The sequence below is a fragment of the Peribacillus sp. NPDC055009 genome, from assembly GCF_053608705.1.
Map to the genome: position 1 here is coordinate 26,111 of NZ_JBSGVZ010000005.1, position 15,577 is coordinate 41,687.

Annotated in this window: 15 protein-coding genes and 2 pseudogenes; 12 read left to right on the forward strand and 5 right to left on the reverse strand. The window is 38.5% G+C overall.

The window, feature by feature from the left end; all coding sequences use genetic code 11:
• The first annotated feature begins 78 nt into the window (after positions 1 to 78).
• Together ACWF5P_RS10050 and ACWF5P_RS10055 are read left to right on the forward strand one after the other, a co-directional pair.
• Positions 79 to 843 (forward strand): alpha/beta fold hydrolase, encoded by a 765-nt coding sequence (locus ACWF5P_RS10050; protein WP_452444831.1) that lies wholly within the window; start codon positions 79 to 81, stop codon positions 841 to 843.
• Positions 844 to 1,155: 312 nt separating this feature from the next.
• A complete protein-coding gene (locus ACWF5P_RS10055; RefSeq protein ID WP_452444832.1) occupies positions 1,156 to 1,845 on the forward strand; it encodes an N-acetylmuramoyl-L-alanine amidase family protein in 690 nt (229 codons plus the stop codon).
• Positions 1,846 to 2,866: 1,021 nt separating this feature from the next.
• Here the strand turns inward: ACWF5P_RS10055 and ACWF5P_RS10060 are convergent.
• On the reverse strand, positions 2,867 to 3,505 hold the full coding sequence (locus ACWF5P_RS10060; RefSeq protein WP_260357266.1) for a LexA family protein: 639 nt from the start codon (positions 3,503 to 3,505) through the stop codon (positions 2,867 to 2,869).
• 134 nt (positions 3,506 to 3,639) lie between these two features.
• Here ACWF5P_RS10060 and ACWF5P_RS10065 point away from each other — a divergent pair, with 134 nt between their 5' ends.
• Entirely contained in the window at positions 3,640 to 3,864 is a 225-nt protein-coding gene (locus tag ACWF5P_RS10065; protein ID WP_101221641.1) for a helix-turn-helix transcriptional regulator, read from the forward strand.
• A 773-nt stretch (positions 3,865 to 4,637) separates the two neighbouring features.
• Complete coding sequence (locus ACWF5P_RS10070; protein ID WP_434169649.1) at positions 4,638 to 6,170, forward strand: esterase/lipase family protein; 1,533 nt, start codon at positions 4,638 to 4,640, stop codon at positions 6,168 to 6,170.
• Between the two features lie 380 nt (positions 6,171 to 6,550).
• Here ACWF5P_RS10070 and ACWF5P_RS10075 read toward each other — a convergent pair whose 3' ends face one another.
• Positions 6,551 to 6,838 carry a hypothetical protein gene (locus tag ACWF5P_RS10075; protein WP_434169268.1) on the reverse strand — a complete coding sequence of 96 codons (288 nt, stop codon included), beginning with the start codon at positions 6,836 to 6,838 and terminating at the stop codon, positions 6,551 to 6,553.
• Positions 6,839 to 7,202: 364 nt separating this feature from the next.
• On the opposite strand from ACWF5P_RS10075, the gene ACWF5P_RS10080 reads away from it, so the two are divergent.
• Positions 7,203 to 7,817, forward strand: coding sequence for a glucosaminidase domain-containing protein (locus tag ACWF5P_RS10080; protein WP_157830958.1), 615 nt, complete (start codon positions 7,203 to 7,205; stop codon positions 7,815 to 7,817).
• Between the two features lie 205 nt (positions 7,818 to 8,022).
• On the opposite strand, the gene lexA is transcribed toward ACWF5P_RS10080, so the two are convergent.
• Positions 8,023 to 8,646 (reverse strand): transcriptional repressor LexA, encoded by a 624-nt coding sequence (lexA, locus tag ACWF5P_RS10085; protein WP_101221643.1) that lies wholly within the window; start codon positions 8,644 to 8,646, stop codon positions 8,023 to 8,025.
• 155 nt (positions 8,647 to 8,801) lie between these two features.
• On the opposite strand from lexA, the gene yneA reads away from it, so the two are divergent.
• The 6 genes from yneA (at position 8,802) to ACWF5P_RS10115 (ending at position 13,360) form a co-directional block, all read left to right on the forward strand.
• Positions 8,802 to 9,113, forward strand: a complete 312-nt coding sequence (yneA, locus tag ACWF5P_RS10090) for a cell division suppressor protein YneA (RefSeq protein ID WP_434169269.1) — start codon at positions 8,802 to 8,804, stop codon at positions 9,111 to 9,113.
• 19 nt (positions 9,114 to 9,132) lie between these two features.
• Positions 9,133 to 9,789, forward strand: coding sequence for a YneB family resolvase-like protein (locus ACWF5P_RS10095; protein WP_101221645.1), 657 nt, complete (start codon positions 9,133 to 9,135; stop codon positions 9,787 to 9,789).
• A 65-nt stretch (positions 9,790 to 9,854) separates the two neighbouring features.
• Complete coding sequence (locus tag ACWF5P_RS10100) at positions 9,855 to 10,088, forward strand: DUF896 domain-containing protein (RefSeq protein ID WP_137020072.1); 234 nt, start codon at positions 9,855 to 9,857, stop codon at positions 10,086 to 10,088.
• Between the two features lie 231 nt (positions 10,089 to 10,319).
• On the forward strand, positions 10,320 to 12,323 hold the full coding sequence (gene tkt / locus ACWF5P_RS10105; RefSeq protein WP_260357268.1) for a transketolase: 2,004 nt from the start codon (positions 10,320 to 10,322) through the stop codon (positions 12,321 to 12,323).
• 296 nt (positions 12,324 to 12,619) lie between these two features.
• Positions 12,620 to 13,060 carry a sporulation inhibitor of replication protein SirA gene (gene sirA, locus ACWF5P_RS10110; protein WP_101221647.1) on the forward strand — a complete coding sequence of 147 codons (441 nt, stop codon included), beginning with the start codon at positions 12,620 to 12,622 and terminating at the stop codon, positions 13,058 to 13,060.
• Positions 13,061 to 13,144: 84 nt separating this feature from the next.
• Positions 13,145 to 13,360, forward strand: coding sequence for a YneF family protein (locus ACWF5P_RS10115; RefSeq protein WP_034312934.1), 216 nt, complete (start codon positions 13,145 to 13,147; stop codon positions 13,358 to 13,360).
• Between the two features lie 323 nt (positions 13,361 to 13,683).
• Here ACWF5P_RS10115 and ACWF5P_RS10120 read toward each other — a convergent pair.
• A pseudogene (locus tag ACWF5P_RS10120) lies at positions 13,684 to 14,821 on the reverse strand (zinc-dependent alcohol dehydrogenase).
• 13 nt (positions 14,822 to 14,834) lie between these two features.
• Complete coding sequence (locus ACWF5P_RS10125) at positions 14,835 to 15,173, reverse strand: spore coat protein (RefSeq protein ID WP_434169270.1); 339 nt, start codon at positions 15,171 to 15,173, stop codon at positions 14,835 to 14,837.
• Between ACWF5P_RS10125 and ACWF5P_RS10130 the strand changes: the two are divergent.
• Positions 15,173 to 15,480 (forward strand): annotated as a pseudogene (locus tag ACWF5P_RS10130) (spore coat protein). The gene ACWF5P_RS10125 and the pseudogene ACWF5P_RS10130 overlap by 1 nt on opposite strands.
• The last annotated feature ends 97 nt before the right edge of the window (positions 15,481 to 15,577 follow it).

Consider the following 15,577-nt stretch of genomic DNA (forward strand, 5'->3'; position numbering starts at 1 on the left):
TATGTTAGAACTTCAATAAATGAAACCAAAGCTCGTTACACACGTAGAGTAATCTAAACAAAGTGAGGTGCGCTGATATTGAAAATAGAAAAATATAAAGTGGAAACACCAAAAGGGACGTTACAATATAATATTAGTGGAAAAGGCAAACCAAATATTGTTTTGATTAATGGTGGTTCTGGACCGATAGAGGGCTGGATGAAAATACTACCGGTAATTTCTGAAACATCATCTGTATTTTCCTATAATCGCTTTGGTGTTGCTGGCAGCGATAAACCTAAGGAAAGCCAAGACGGGGAAAGTATTGTTAACACTTTACGTGAGGCATTAACAACGGTGGGGTTTGAACCTCCATACTTATTGGTCGGACATTCGCTAGGCGGCCTATATGCTAATTTATATGCCCGACTTTACCCAAATGAAGTGGGGGGACTAGTTTTTTTAGAATCCAGTACAACGAAAGATATAAGCCTTAATGAATACCAAGGCAAGGCCGTAAAAACCATTAATAGGATGTTCAAGGTGTTTGATTCCTTATCCTCGCATAAACAATTCAATGAAGTTAATTTTGTAAAAAAAACTGTGGATCAAATCCAGCAAACTGATACATTTCCCGAAATACCTGTATTTGTCATTACTGGTGGACAAGAAAATCGAATGATGCCAGAGGAAATTCGAAAAAAACGACTTAAGAATCAATTGGAATTGCTTTCATTGTCAAGAAACAGCAATCACATTGTCGCAAAAAAAAGTGGGCATTTTCCGCAATTATCAGAACCAACTATAGTGATTGACTCAATCAAAGATTGTGCAGAACAATTAAATAAAACAAACCATAACTAAATAAATACAAGCATTTTGTTAGATTTTTTGTTAATAATGTTGACTTTTTTTATCTCTCTATCTCCTTCTATCACTTTATTTGTAGACGCCCAATAATTACTGATAGAAAAGTATAAAAATGGAAGAAGGCTTTAAAAAATTCTGCGTCCATTTGGCGAATGTTATCGTATAATGCCATAACACCCTTAGGGTGTATTTTTTTTGGAACTGTGGCCGAGAGATGAATTCTTTATTTTGAAATTTCTTTAATCAGATAGTTATGTGTACAAGCATTTATTGATACGTAACATAAGATTAATAGAGGTGATAGAAATGGTAAAAGTATTTATTGATCCCGGCCACGGCGGTACGGATCCAGGCTCGGTGGGGAATGGATTGAGAGAAAAGGATTTAACTTTATCCATTGCAACTCGAATTAAAGACATCTTATTAATAGAATATAATAACGTTTCTGTAAAAATGAGCAGATACCAAGATACGTACCCCTCTTTAAACGATAGGACGAATGCAGCGAACGCGTGGGGAGCCGACTTTTATCTCTCCATCCACATCAATGCCGGCGGCGGCACTGGGTATGAGGATTACGTTTATACGTCTACTAATCAGATTACGAAAACGTATCAAGATCATATTCATTCAGAGGTCTTGAAGCTTATCAACATCCAAGACAGAGGACAAAAAACAGGAGATTTACATGTGCTCCGTGAAACGGACATGCCTGCACTACTGACTGAAAATGGATTTATCGATAATGTCAATGACGCAGCCAAATTGAAAACGGCAGCCTTTATCGAATCACTGGCTCGCGGGCATGTAAACGGTTTAGTTAAATGCTTCGATCTTAAAAAGAAAAATACAGCTGTATACCACACAGTCGTTAATGGTGACACCGTATACTCCTTAAGCATGGCTTATGGCAGTACGGTTCAGCAAATTAAACATTGGAACGCTCTTGACAGTCAGTACACCATTACAGTAAACCAGAAATTGCGGGTTAAATGAATAATTAATAGTTGCCTGGTTAAATTATTTTTAACTTCCAGAAGCACACCACACAGGAAGCCTTTCTCAAAAAGAGTTTGTCTACAGTTTTTAAGGATTAGTACAATTTGAACGTTGATTTCCACTACAGGCACTCGTTTTCCGCGGGCGGTCCGGAAGCCTCCTCGACGCCTTTGCGCCTGGCGGGGTTTTCTTGGACACGCATTTCCCTCAGGCGTCTCGCCACCCGCTCCAATCAACTTTGTTTTAACTTTTAGAGAGAACCTCTTTTGTCTACAAACTCAGCCCTTCTCAAAAAGAGAGGGGCTTTTCCTCGTTCAGGAATATGCGTGTAATAAAATAGTCGTGTACATTCTACTGTCCTAAATGAGTACTTAGATAATAGCGGAAGAAGTGAAAGGGAAAAATAAATAAATTTGCACAGAGGGCTAAAGTGGAATTGAATATATACTCGCATTTTCCAAGAAAAAAGCCTCTGACGGGATTCGAACCCGCACTCCTTTCGTAAGCATAGGCTAGGGGAGAACACGCTTCCCTACGGATTTTCACCGGCAGGAATTCCGCCTGCCTCAGCTATTTGCTTTTCGGTGCTTCTGAAACCCTTACCTTGCGACCCGGTGGCTACAAATGTTTTCCGGCGCTCTTCCCTTCTAGAGCTACAGAGGCAAATGCTTATCATCCTATTATAAGATTCCCATATGAGGTTGTGAACCGAATAATAAAAATATGATAATTTGATTGCCTAATACAGACAATTATATTCATTCTGCATGAAAGGGAAATCTGAAATAAAAGCCCTAGGAAGCTTAGAGTTCCAAAAACATTCACTCAATGAAATAAGTAATCTGGGGAAAACGGATATGCCTTTGTATATAGGCTGACACAAATTTTAATTATCTTTTGCAAAGACATATATAAAGAACAATACTAATAAGCACAAACCATGATGGCTTGTACCTAATATGTATCGGTCAACAAAGAGAACTTAATTAATACTCCATAAAGAAACTCTAAGTCGATATTAATCGTATATTTTAATGGCTTGAACCACTTTTCCTAAAATTCGAACTCTATCATTTTTGATGTTATAGGTTTTTTCTTCATAAAAAGGATCCGTGCTGCAGGGAGTGAGTGTGATATTTTCTTCATCGATATTCACTTTTTTGACAGTGGCATCGTGACCATTTACCAAGACCACTCCAATTTTTCCTTTATCAACGTAGGTTGTTTTTTCAACGAGAATCAATGATCCGTCACTGAATTCTTTGTTCATGCTATTGCCATTCACTCTAAGGAAAAAATATTCTTTATTCGTTTTTAGCATCGAATTTAATGTCGGCATATAGGCTTCTATATATTCATTGGTAAAATTAGGCTCTCCAGCAGGGATATTGCCATATACTCCAATTAATCTTACATTCTTTTCATTTAGAAATTCCATTCCTGGAGCATTTCTAACGTTAGGTGCTCCTTCGATGAGGTGGGATAGCGGTATTTCAAAGCATGAGGACATCATGCCCAATTTATCCATTAAAGGTTTATTCCGTCCGGATTCCCATGCTGATACTGCCGTTGGTGCCACCTTTAATATATTTGCCAAATCTTCTTGTGTCATTTTTCTTTCTTTTCTTAACATTTTAATCCGTTCACCAATGTGCATATTTCTTCACCTCTTACTTGAATATACACCATGAGTGAAGGTGAGTAAACTTAAAGTGCGTGAATTTTGCGAAAAATTGTTGGTAACTATACTTCAAGTGTGATATCATTTTTTTAGATAGGTGGTGACAAGATATGACAAACGTTAAGTTCACACTTAAACAAGCGAGGAAGTATAAAGGTTTAACACAGGAAGAAATGGCTAAAGTGCTGAAGATGGCCAAAAGGACTTACATTGACTATGAGCAATATAAGATTCCTTTGCGAATCGATAAGGCTTATTTGTTTGCTGAATGTGTAGGGTTCTCGATCGACGATATTATTTTTTTTGATCCCCACCTACACTTCAAATGTAGTTAAAGGATCAAGACTATCAATCATTTATTCACCAAAGTAACCATTCCTGGGGCAAAATTTAAGTAATGATCGAAACAGGGTGAAAAAATGGGAAAGGAAAATCAGATAAATAAATTATACAATTGGAAGAGCGAGCATAGCCCTGATATTATTTATCCAGTTCTCATTGTGAAATACGCGTATGTGGCGTTTAGGGGAGGGCTTTAAGGAGTTAATAATCCTAATACACGATTGATACTGAGATCCCTATGAATGACAGCCAATTGCTGTGAAAGAATTTTTTCAACAATTTACTTAATGTATAGGATGGACTTCAAAACAACATGAATAGGAGCAATTGGACAGTGGCAAATTCGAAGAATAATATTTGGATGCTCATAAATAAAGTCAAGCCCTACATCCTTTGCAGGAGAAGGGCTTATTCTCTTTTTCTTCGTGAACATACAGCATTCGATATATGGATTTCCTCTATAAGGATAATTTCATAATTGGAAAATGACTGTATACATAAACGAATTGAAGGCAAACCATCATACTATATCTCCATTTTTTATTAACTTTTTCTAGTTTTTTTCTCCTATCTTTATGAAGATAGCAGGTAATGGTATGCAAAAGTACAAATATATACTAATGAAGGCTATCAAAGGCATGGAAGGAGGGCGTTGAAAATAGGATGAGTTCGAAAGAATTCCACATGATATTGGAGGAGATAACAATTGAAAAGGAATGTAATCAATTATATCGTTTTTCTTGTCCTCATTCTAACCATATTAATTATGGCCAAGCCAGACATTTCCTCAGCAGGAAAATTAAAGCCCCCATCCGAAACTTTCAGTCCAGGGGATTGGTTTCTTGGAAGTATTCCTCCCAATCTTGATACAAAGAAACCACCGATCGTGTTTGTTCAAGGGAAAAACGGCAGTTCAACCAGCTGGTACGGTGAAACGGATTATCATGGTGTCAATGATATGTATACCAAAGCGTATGAAGCAGGCTACCAAACTGTTTTTGTTCAGCTTCATGATTCAGCTGGAAATGGATCAGTGAGCCAATATGCTAATGGAAGGCTTTTAGCTCAAATGCTTGCAGAAATCAGTAACCATTTCGGGGGTGAAAAAGTAAATATTATAGCTCACAGCAAAGGGGGCCCAGATACCCAAGCGGCTCTAGTGCACTATGGAGCACACCAGTATGTTGGAAGGGTGATCACTTTAGCTTCCCCCCATCATGGTTCTCACCTAGCTGATTTGGCCTATAGCTGGTATGCGGGCTGGCTTGGTTCCCTATTAGGTCAAAAAGATGAGGGAACTTATTCTTTACAAGTTGGTAAAATGGCTGAATTTCGTTCGGTCACGGATAACCATGTTAATTCTCGTAAAAACATGTATTTCACTGTGGCAGGCATGAACAGAGGCCCGGTTCTATCAGCCTTATCAATGGGTGGACAATATTTATCTTCATATGGGGAAAATGATGGTCTAGTGAATGTATGGAGTACAAAAATACCCTATGCAACACATTTATTTTCAGATCCCAACTTTGATCACGACAATATACGAGTCGGCTCAGCTGTATTTTCAAGAATTGAACCATATTTAAGAAGCACCTCCACCGCTGGAATCCCTGAATATAATGTCAATTATAAAGAACGGGTTGAAGATGATGTCATTACCACTGCACTCGCTCAAACCGTTCTGGGTGATGTCCTGAAACAAAATGTCTGGATCGAACTAAGCTTCCATGTAAATGAATCAGCCCCAGGTAATATAAACATATATACAGCATCAAATGATGTCGAGGTTGAAATGATTTCTCCATCCAATAAAAAGTATTCACCTTCCTTAATGGTTCATTCAGCCAAAAACGAAACTTCCTTTTTTAATGGTGCAACCGTCCAATCATTCAATAGAAACAACCTTGAAATTGGTGATTGGAAAGTGCGTATGAAGACTAAATCGCCAAAAGACGCCTACCTGTTCACAGCACAATTTAACGAAAAGAATCCCATTACATTAAGTATGGCCGGTAAAGTTAAGCAAAAAGATGCGAAATTTTTAATAAAGAACCCAATGAATGATAAAAAAAGGCCAATCAGCACAACATTCTTGGTTCATCTAATAGATGAAACAGGTAATGAAATTAGTGAAAAAAGCTCAATTAAGGCAATGGATACAGAAAATTTTACTGGCACACTTCCGGAAGTACCTAAGTCAGGGGTTTATAATGTAACAATAGATGTCAAGGAAAAAAATGTGGATGGTACTGAAAGAACCCGGACACTGATTCGTTCGGTCTATATTGAGAAATAGTGAAATGCATTCTCTTCTTTGAGAGGGTATCAGACTGTAGACAAATTCGAAGTTTGCCTCCAATCTTTTCTTGAAAAATAGATCCTGTTGAATACAGAAATCCGGTCCCTTTCCGCCGATCCTACCAAGCCGCCTCGGCAGGAGTGTAAAAAACATAATAACCCACTTTTCCCGACAAAAAAATCCCTTCTCTTAATTGAAAAGGGTTTTTTGATGTAATGTGGTGCTAACATGGGTGGTTTGTTTTAGCCAAAGGATTCAGCCAGTTTGTAATTACTAATACAGCGATTAAATTAATGGTGTTCGATGGGAAATAAAGCTAGTAAGGTCATCTAGCAATAAAAAGATTGATGAATTTCAGCTAGGCAACAAGAATAGATTTAATCCGTCTTTTTGTAGGATTCTCTATAAGACAAAATACCAGTTTTGAGTGCAGCATAATTGCCTATGCTTGCATAGCCATAAAACCAGCCCATGAAAATTCCTGAAACCAAGTGATGACGATGACTGATGAAAATGGAAATGAACAAGCCAAGACCCAAAGCGATGGTAGGGACGAATTTTGGATGAATATGAAACATGACCTTAATAAATTGAGTAAGAATCATGATGGTAGGAATGGCTATCACTGCATCCCAGAAGTTTGTATGGACGGTTGGGTAGTCCATGATTTCACCACCTTGAAATGAAGTTTTTAAAAATAGTTTTTGTTTTTCATCAAGGTTTTATACAAAAATAAATAATTACAAATTTAAAATTAACGAACAAGTTTTGAAGATTTTCAGTGTTCGACAGGAAAAGCCGTAAATCCATTTAATTAAATGGATTGACGGCTTTTCCTGTTTGGTAGGGAAATGGATAAATAATACTCGAAGCAGGCAACTCTAGGTAAGAAATCTATAATAAAAACAATTAGCCAAACATCAGAACCTTTTGTATGGGACTTGCTGTAACCTTTTTCATAGATGAGAATACGATAAGAATGAAGATGAACAGTGAAAAATAAAGTAAAACCATTGATGGGAGGTTCTAATGAGCAAGGAAACATTTATTAAGGAAATTGCTCCCTATGCCCAGAAAATTCAACAGGAATTTAAAATATTACCTTCTGTTGTCATTGCACAAGCTTGTTTGGAGAGTGGATATGGGACAAGTTTATTAGCAAGCAAAGGAAAAAATATATTCGGTACAAAAGGTGACTTCAAGGGTGAGTCTGTCATCATTCAGACAATGGAATATGTCAATGGCGTACCCGTTCAAGTATGGAACAAATTCAGAAAATACCCATCTTGGGAAGAAAGTCTTAGAGATCTTGCCAATTTATATGTAAAGGGGACTTCATGGAATAGAAGTCTTTATACGGCTGTCATTGGAGAAAAAGATTACAGAAAAGCACTCAAAGCAATTTTCGATGCTGGGTACGCCTCGGATCCCAACTATATTGAAAAACTGGTGAACCTTATCGAAACAAGCGATTTAACAAAATATGATGCAAGTATAGAAGAGGTTTATCATATTGTCCAAAAAGGGGATACCGTCTCTGCGCTTGCAAAAGCATACGGTTCTACACAAGTGCAGATTCAACAGTGGAACGGCTTGGTAGATCTTAACCTAATTAAAGTGAACCAAAGATTACGAGTGAAGTGAATTTTAACTGGGAGCGGTAGTTAAAGCTCTCTTTTTTATTGTAATCAGAGTGTTACCAAAGTACATATTAGGCGATCGTATACTTCCGTTCGTAATTAAGGATGTTTAAATTCCCATGAAAACTTGATTCTATTAAAATTCCATATGCATATTGAGAGAATTCGGGACATAGATTAAACAAACAAAAAAAGCGCGGTTAGCGCTTTTAGTGTATTTGTCTATATAAGCCTATTACTTTTCCAAGTATCGAAACATCTCGTAAAATAATTGGTTCCATATTCGAGTTCTCAGGCTGAAGCCTTATGTAATCCGGTTCCTTAAAGAATCGTTTTACAGTGGCTTCATCATCTTCCGTCATGGCCACGACGATATCTCCATTATTGGCATTGCTTTGTTGTTTCACGATGACATAATCCCCATCATGAATTCCTGCTTCGATCATACTTTCACCCATGATTTCCAGCATGAATACATGGTCATCATGTGGAACCATGCTTTCGGGAAGCGGAAAGTATTCTTCTATGTTCTCAATGGCCGTTATCGGCATTCCCGCTGTTACTTTTCCAAGTAACGGCACGTTCACGACATTGACTTTGGGAATATTGTTCGCTTCCTCCAAATTCATTATTTCAATGGCCCTTGGCTTGGTTGGGTCACGTCTAATCAGGCCTTTGCTTTCCAGGCGTGATAAATGCCCGTGTACTGTTGAACTTGAAGCAAGTCCCACTGCTTCACCAATCTCCCGTACGGAAGGTGGATACCCTTTTTGGCGAACCTCTTCTTTAATGAAATCAAGAATATCTTGCTGCCTTTTTGATAGTTTAGTCATATGTGCACCTCTTCCCCAATGTTCTTTGCTACATTATAGCATGGCCCCCAATTCTATACAAACATAAGTTCGAATTTTGTTGTTGACTGAAACAAACGTTCGTATTATAATTTGACCATAACATACGAACGAACATTCGCTTTGGAGGGATATTTATGAAAAAATTATACAAAAATTATATTTATACGATTCTATTAGCGGGATCAGTATTCATCTTTTCAATTTTATTCTCTTGTACATTGAACAATGATCCAAAAAAGGATTTCCTTTCTATAGAAGTAAGTGAAGGTGATACCCTATGGGGAATCGCCGAAGAATACGAAGAAGCAAATTTGACAAAAAAAGAATTCATTGGTTGGATAGAAGAGCATAATGGTGTCAGGGCGGATACAATTAAACCTGGTCAAGTCATCGTCATACCGGTTAAAGGGGAAGAACTTGTCCAGAATTTGGCCAGTGAGCAGTAAGCAGTGAAGGTAGGGTATTATGAAGGCGGTAATCTATTGTAGGGTCAGCACAGAAAAAGAGTCACAGGAAACATCATTGGCAAGGCAGGAAGATGAGTTAGTCAAATTGGCAGAAAAGATGGATGTTGAAGTTATATCCATAATAAAAGAGCAGGCAAGTGGTTATGAGTTGAATCGGGATGGCATTTTTGACATGCTCGAACTATTTAAAACTAAAGAAGCTGAAGTACTATTAATCCAGGATGAAACAAGGCTGGGAAGAGGGAATGCCAAAATAGCCCTTTTCCATGTCATCCTTAAAGAAAATGTTAAAATTTATACACTCTCACATGACGGGGAGCTTGAGTTATCGGATTCGGATGCCATGGTCATCCAGATAGTCGGTATTGTAGAAGAATACCAAAGGAAACTACATAATCTTAAAATAAAGCGCGGGATGATAAGAGCCGTTGAAAAAGGATACCGTCCTCAAAAAAACCTTCAGAATCAAAGGAATTCCACTGGAAGGGACCGTATGGAAATCCCTATTGAAGAAATTATTAAACTTCGGGCCAATGGATTGACATTCGCAGAAATCGCAGCCACTTTAAGGGGCTTTGGATACAATGTTTCAAAGGCTACTGTGAACAGGCGTTTTCTCGAACATCAACTGAATACAAATGAAAGTAAATCTTAGAACTTGTAATTTCGCTTTTTTTTTAATACCATGACAATATCCGGAGATTATGAAGGAGCGAAATTATGTTATCAAAAGAAAAAATAGCCCGTATTAATGAACTTTCTAAAAAGGCGAAGGCTGAAGGTTTGACGGAAGTTGAGGCAAAAGAGCAAACCCAATTGAGAAGTGAGTATTTGGAAACATTCAGAAAGTCCATGACTGATACGTTGGAGCATGTGAAGGTCGTTGATCCAGAAGGTAATGACGTCACTCCTCAAAAGATAAAAAATATAAAAGAAAAAAGAAACTTACATTAATGCTTGGATCCTTCTGATAAAACATTCCGCTTGAGTATCCTGTTAGCATTTAGGAGTAAAAAGGGAGTACATGCATGTATGTATTCTCCTATTTAGTTTAATCTAAATAGGGGACTTCTGTTATTATAGAAAATTGCAATATTGAGGCAGTAAATAGTGATTTTAGTTGTGATATTATGCTTGTCACTATAATATAAAGAGGTACATTACAGGAAGGGATGTTTTTACAATATGTTAGATAAATTAGATGCACTTTCTATCAATACGATTCGTACATTATCAATTGATGCAATTGAAAAGGCTAATTCCGGCCATCCAGGTATGCCAATGGGTGCTGCGCCGATGGCGTATAAACTATGGACCGAATATATGAACCATAACCCGAAAAATCCCGATTGGTTTAATAGAGATCGCTTTGTTCTTTCAGCTGGACATGGTTCTATGCTGTTATACAGCCTTCTTCATTTATCGGGCTATGGCTTATCTATCGATGATTTGAAAAGCTTCCGTCAATGGGGCAGTAAAACTCCAGGACATCCTGAATACGGTCATACGGCTGGTGTTGATGCAACTACCGGGCCGCTTGGACAAGGTATCGCAATGGCAGTAGGAATGGCAATGGCTGAACGTCACTTGGCAGAAAGCTATAACCGCGATTCTTATAATGTGGTCGATCATTATACATATGGCATTTGTGGAGATGGAGATTTAATGGAAGGTGTTTCTGCAGAAGCCGCTTCATTAGCTGGACATCTACAACTCGGAAGACTCGTTGTTTTATATGATTCTAATGATATTTCTCTTGACGGCGACTTAAGCCAATCATTTAGTGAAAGCGTAGCAGACCGGTTCAAATCTTATGGATGGCAATATATCCGCGTTGAGGATGGGAATGATCTTCAGGAAATTGCTAAAGCGATTGAAGAAGCGAAAACCGACGATGCACGCCCAACATTAATCGAAGTGAAAACGGTTATTGGTTACGGTTCACCAAACCGTTCAGGTAAATCTGCTGTTCACGGCGCTCCGCTTGGTGCAGATGAGCTGAAATTGACAAAAGAAGCATATAAATGGACATTTGAAGAGGACTTCCATGTTCCGGAAGAAGTGTATTCACACTTTAATGAATCTGTTGTTAATGCAGGCGCTCAAAAAGAAGAAGCTTGGAATGAATTGTTCAAAAATTACAAAGAAGCACATCCTGAGTTAGCACAGCAATTGGAGTTGGCCATCAAAGGTGAACTGCCTGCTGATTGGGATCAGGAAATTCCGGTCTATGAAGAAGGTAAAACATTAGCTTCCCGTGCTTCAAGTGGGGAAGTGCTAAATGCTATTGCCAAAAGGGTCCCTAGCTTCATTGGGGGTTCTGCGGATTTAGCCGGATCTAATAATACTGCCATCAAAGGTGAGACTGATCTATTACCTGGTAATTACAGTGGCCGTAATATATGGTTCGGTGTACGTGAATTCGCTATGGGTGCGGCTTTAAATGGAATGGCACTTCATGGTGGATTAAAAGTATACGGAGGAACATTCTTCGTATTCTCTGATTATCTACGTCCTGCCATAAGAATGGCAGCACTAATGGGACTGCCTGTAAACTATGTATTCACTCATGACAGCATTGCTGTAGGAGAAGACGGACCGACACATGAGCCAATCGAACAATTGGCATCATTGCGTGCAATGCCTAACCTAGGGGTAATCCGTCCAGCTGATGGCAATGAAACGGCAGCAGCCTGGAAAGTGGCTATGGAGTCTACAAATAAACCAACTGCCCTTGTACTGACTCGTCAAGGATTGCCAACAATTAAAGATACTTCCGAAACTGCGTATGAAGGTGTTTCAAAAGGAGCTTACATCATCTCTGCTTCTAAGAAAGAAGTAGCCGATGCATTACTTCTTGCGACTGGTTCCGAAGTGAACTTGGCTGTGGAAGCACAGAAAGCTTTGGCGAACGAAGGAATTGATGTTTCTGTTATCAGCATGCCATCATGGGATCGATTTGAAACTCAATCTAAAGAATATAAACAAAGCGTAATCAATCCGGCAGTGAAAAAACGTCTAGCTATCGAAGTGGCTTCACCGTTTGGTTGGGATCGTTATGCAGGTGATGAGGGTGAAATATTGGCCATCAATCATTTTGGAGCTTCTGCACCAGGCGGTAAGATCATGGAGGAATTCGGTTTTACTGTAGAAAATGTAGTTGCTCGTGTTAAGGAAATGCTTAACTAATAGTAATGGGGAACTGACACCAACTAGTTTGGTGTCAGTTTTTTTATCAAAAACAATCCAGATTTATATTGTGTGCTTCTATTCTAAGGGAAATCTTCCATTCGACAAAAAAAGAAGAAAATTTCTCCAGCAAACAACATATCTTTTTAGTTTGTCAATATATAATGAGAATAAATAAATTTCGTTTAAATGTGTCAGTTAAAGGGGAAAGTTATCAATAGTGGAAAATAGTGGAGAATGTCCTGGTGGTTAGTTATTTTCGTGACCAAAATAGGAAAGCTAGGAGGCATTGGCTGATGAGAACCTATCAAATTTATTTAATCGAAGATGAATTTGCCCATCATTATTATGGAAGAGAAAGGCTATTTTTCAATTTGTTTTTGGAGTATATTCAAGCAAAGGGCAGACTGAAGAGTATTTTGCAAAAACAAATCGAATATGTCACCAAAACAGTCCCGATTATCCAGTTGCAGTTAGCCATTGAACAACGTTTGCAAAAAAAGATGAATTATTGGACTCAAAATGGAAAATACTATTTAGAAAAAACAAACGGATCAAGTAAGGCCGTTTTAATCATTCAGCATGATTCCATTATTCTAAAAGCTGAAGGAGACTATGAAGCGGAGACCGCTTTCTTTGAAAGTATTCGAAAATATGAAGCGAGCTTTCTGGCCATTGATTTTGAACATGAAAAATACGGTTGGTTAAAACCGATAAAAGAAAGAAAATTTGTCTAAATGGGGGACTTTTCAGTAGCGGGTATTGTATAATAACCTTTGGTCTAGTACACTGATGTTAGACAACACGAAGGAGGAAATAGTATGTGGGTTTACATTCTAGTTGGCGTACTGGCATTGATTGCTGGAGTAGTGCTGGGATTTTTCATCGCTCGTAAATACATGATGGATTACTTAAAGAAAAATCCGCCAATTAACGAACAGATGCTGAAAATGATGATGATGCAAATGGGTATGAAACCATCCCAAAAGAAAATTAATCAAATGATGAGCGCCATGAATAAACAACAAACAAAATAAGATAGCAATTATAAGATAAGCAAATCATAACTACCGTGAAGAGTGAATCTTTCATCATAAATTTTCCTTGTTTTTGCTTTATCTTTCGTTACTAATCCGAAACTTCTTTCTCTGGTGGAAACTAAATCAGAGAGAGGGGTTTTTTGTGTTGTAAGGAGATAAGCAAGAGGGCAATCATGGGATTGAAAGGTTTCATATAGAGGGAATCTAGTTCATGTGACTTTCAAACTACTACACAGGATTCATCAAATTCAGAAACTTACTATAATTCATGTATCGTTTCTGAAATTGAATGCCTGGCCATTCAATTTTTTATATAATACTTACGATTTTAACACCACTTTAATGCATCCGTCTGTCCTTGTATCGAATACTTGGTAACCATGTTTAGCTTGATCCAATGGTAGTACGTGGGTTACGACATCGCCAGGATCAACTTTTCCTTCAGATATTAGATTATAGAGATATGGCATATAAGGGATAACGCGAGCTTTTCCGGTCTTGAAATCCACGTTTCTTTGAAATATATATCCTAGCGGAAAGCCATTATAACGCCCTCCGTAAGCACCAGTTATTTGAATGGTTCCTGCTTTACGGACCGCTTGTGAGGCGATTACAATACCACCCATTGCACCGCCATGAAGCTTAAGCCCCGTTGCAAGATATTCCATGGGAGTCATTTTACCACTCATGCCTGAACAGTCAATTACTAATATCGGCTCCGCCTTTAGTTATGTCTTTGAGATAATCCCCTACGTTTTCATATTGTTCGAAATTTACGATTTCGACTTTATTTGTCCTTTTTGCATGTTCCAGACGATAGTTGAGATGATCGACGGCAATGACCCTTTTCGCTCCTTTGAACCAAGCGAATTTTTGTACGAGTAATCCAACGGGACCGCAGCCTAAGACGATTACAGTATCACCTGGTTTTACTCCTGCATGATCAACGCTCCAAAATGCGGTTGAAGCTGCATCGGCGAGTAATATCAATTTTTCATCTTCAATCTCACAGTCTTCTGGAATCTTAAAAGGAGTGAAATTCCCATAAGGGACCCGCATATATTCTGCTTGTCCTCCAGCATACCCGCCAGTTGTTTCTGAATATCCAAAAAACCCGCCCATTTCCCCATGTGGATTCGAGTTATCGCACTGACTTGTAAGGTCGTTGTCGCAATACCAGCAGCTTCCGCAGCTAACGTTAAAGGGGATGATTACACGATCTCCCTTTTTCAATTTATTTACACCAGGACCAACTTCCTCGACAACACCCATTGGCTCATGGCCAATAACATAATCGGTTGGCATATTGGGAATCATTTGATGAATCAAGTGCAAATCCGAACCGCAAATGGCCGAAGCAGTAATTTTTACGATGATATCATCAGAATTTTTGATTTGGGGGTCTTTAACCTCTTTGACCTGCACGTTTTTATTGCCCTGGTAAGTTACGGCTCTCATTAAACTACCTCCTCTATTTTCTCGGCGTTGCGAACATTCCGAGTCTATCAGTATCGTTAGGGAACAGCTTCATCCCAGCGATGCTGACTGCCATATCAGCTGTTTTCAGATCCAATTCAACTTGCTTTCCAACATCATTTGGATAGAGCCAGCCTTTACTTATCATTAAATCGGTTATTTCTGCATGTAAATCAATGGATTGCTCCATTTGCCGGTATAATGCTTGTCGCAATTCTGGACTCGCTGTTTCTGACAAAGCGATACCATACGTATGAATACCGCTTTTGACCGTCAGTAGGAAATCCAGGGCAAAAGAGGAGAAATCCTGGTAAACCAAGGCGAGGGAAGACAATGACTAACTTTTTGCAAAATATGGCGGGGATGGGTGGTATGACCGATCAGGTTATTGCTACTGACTTTTTGAATGCTGCCAAATCAGGAATAAGAAATACGGCTTTCTCGCCATAACAGAAACAGCTTCCCCTGAATTGAGGGCTGCATTACGGGAACAGCTGAGGTCTGCTGTGGAAACACATGGGCTAATAAGTGATTACACGGTTTCAAAAGGTTATTATCATCCTCAGGATATAATTGAGCAATCGAAAGTGAATCTAAAAGCGGCTAGTATTAGTACGGCTTTGAATCTTTCTCAACGATGATATTATCGGTTTGTAAAATTAGCTGAATGAAATTCCCTCAATCCTTTGTGTATAGGAGGGAATTTCATAGCAATCATAAAGTAATCAACAAAGTTGA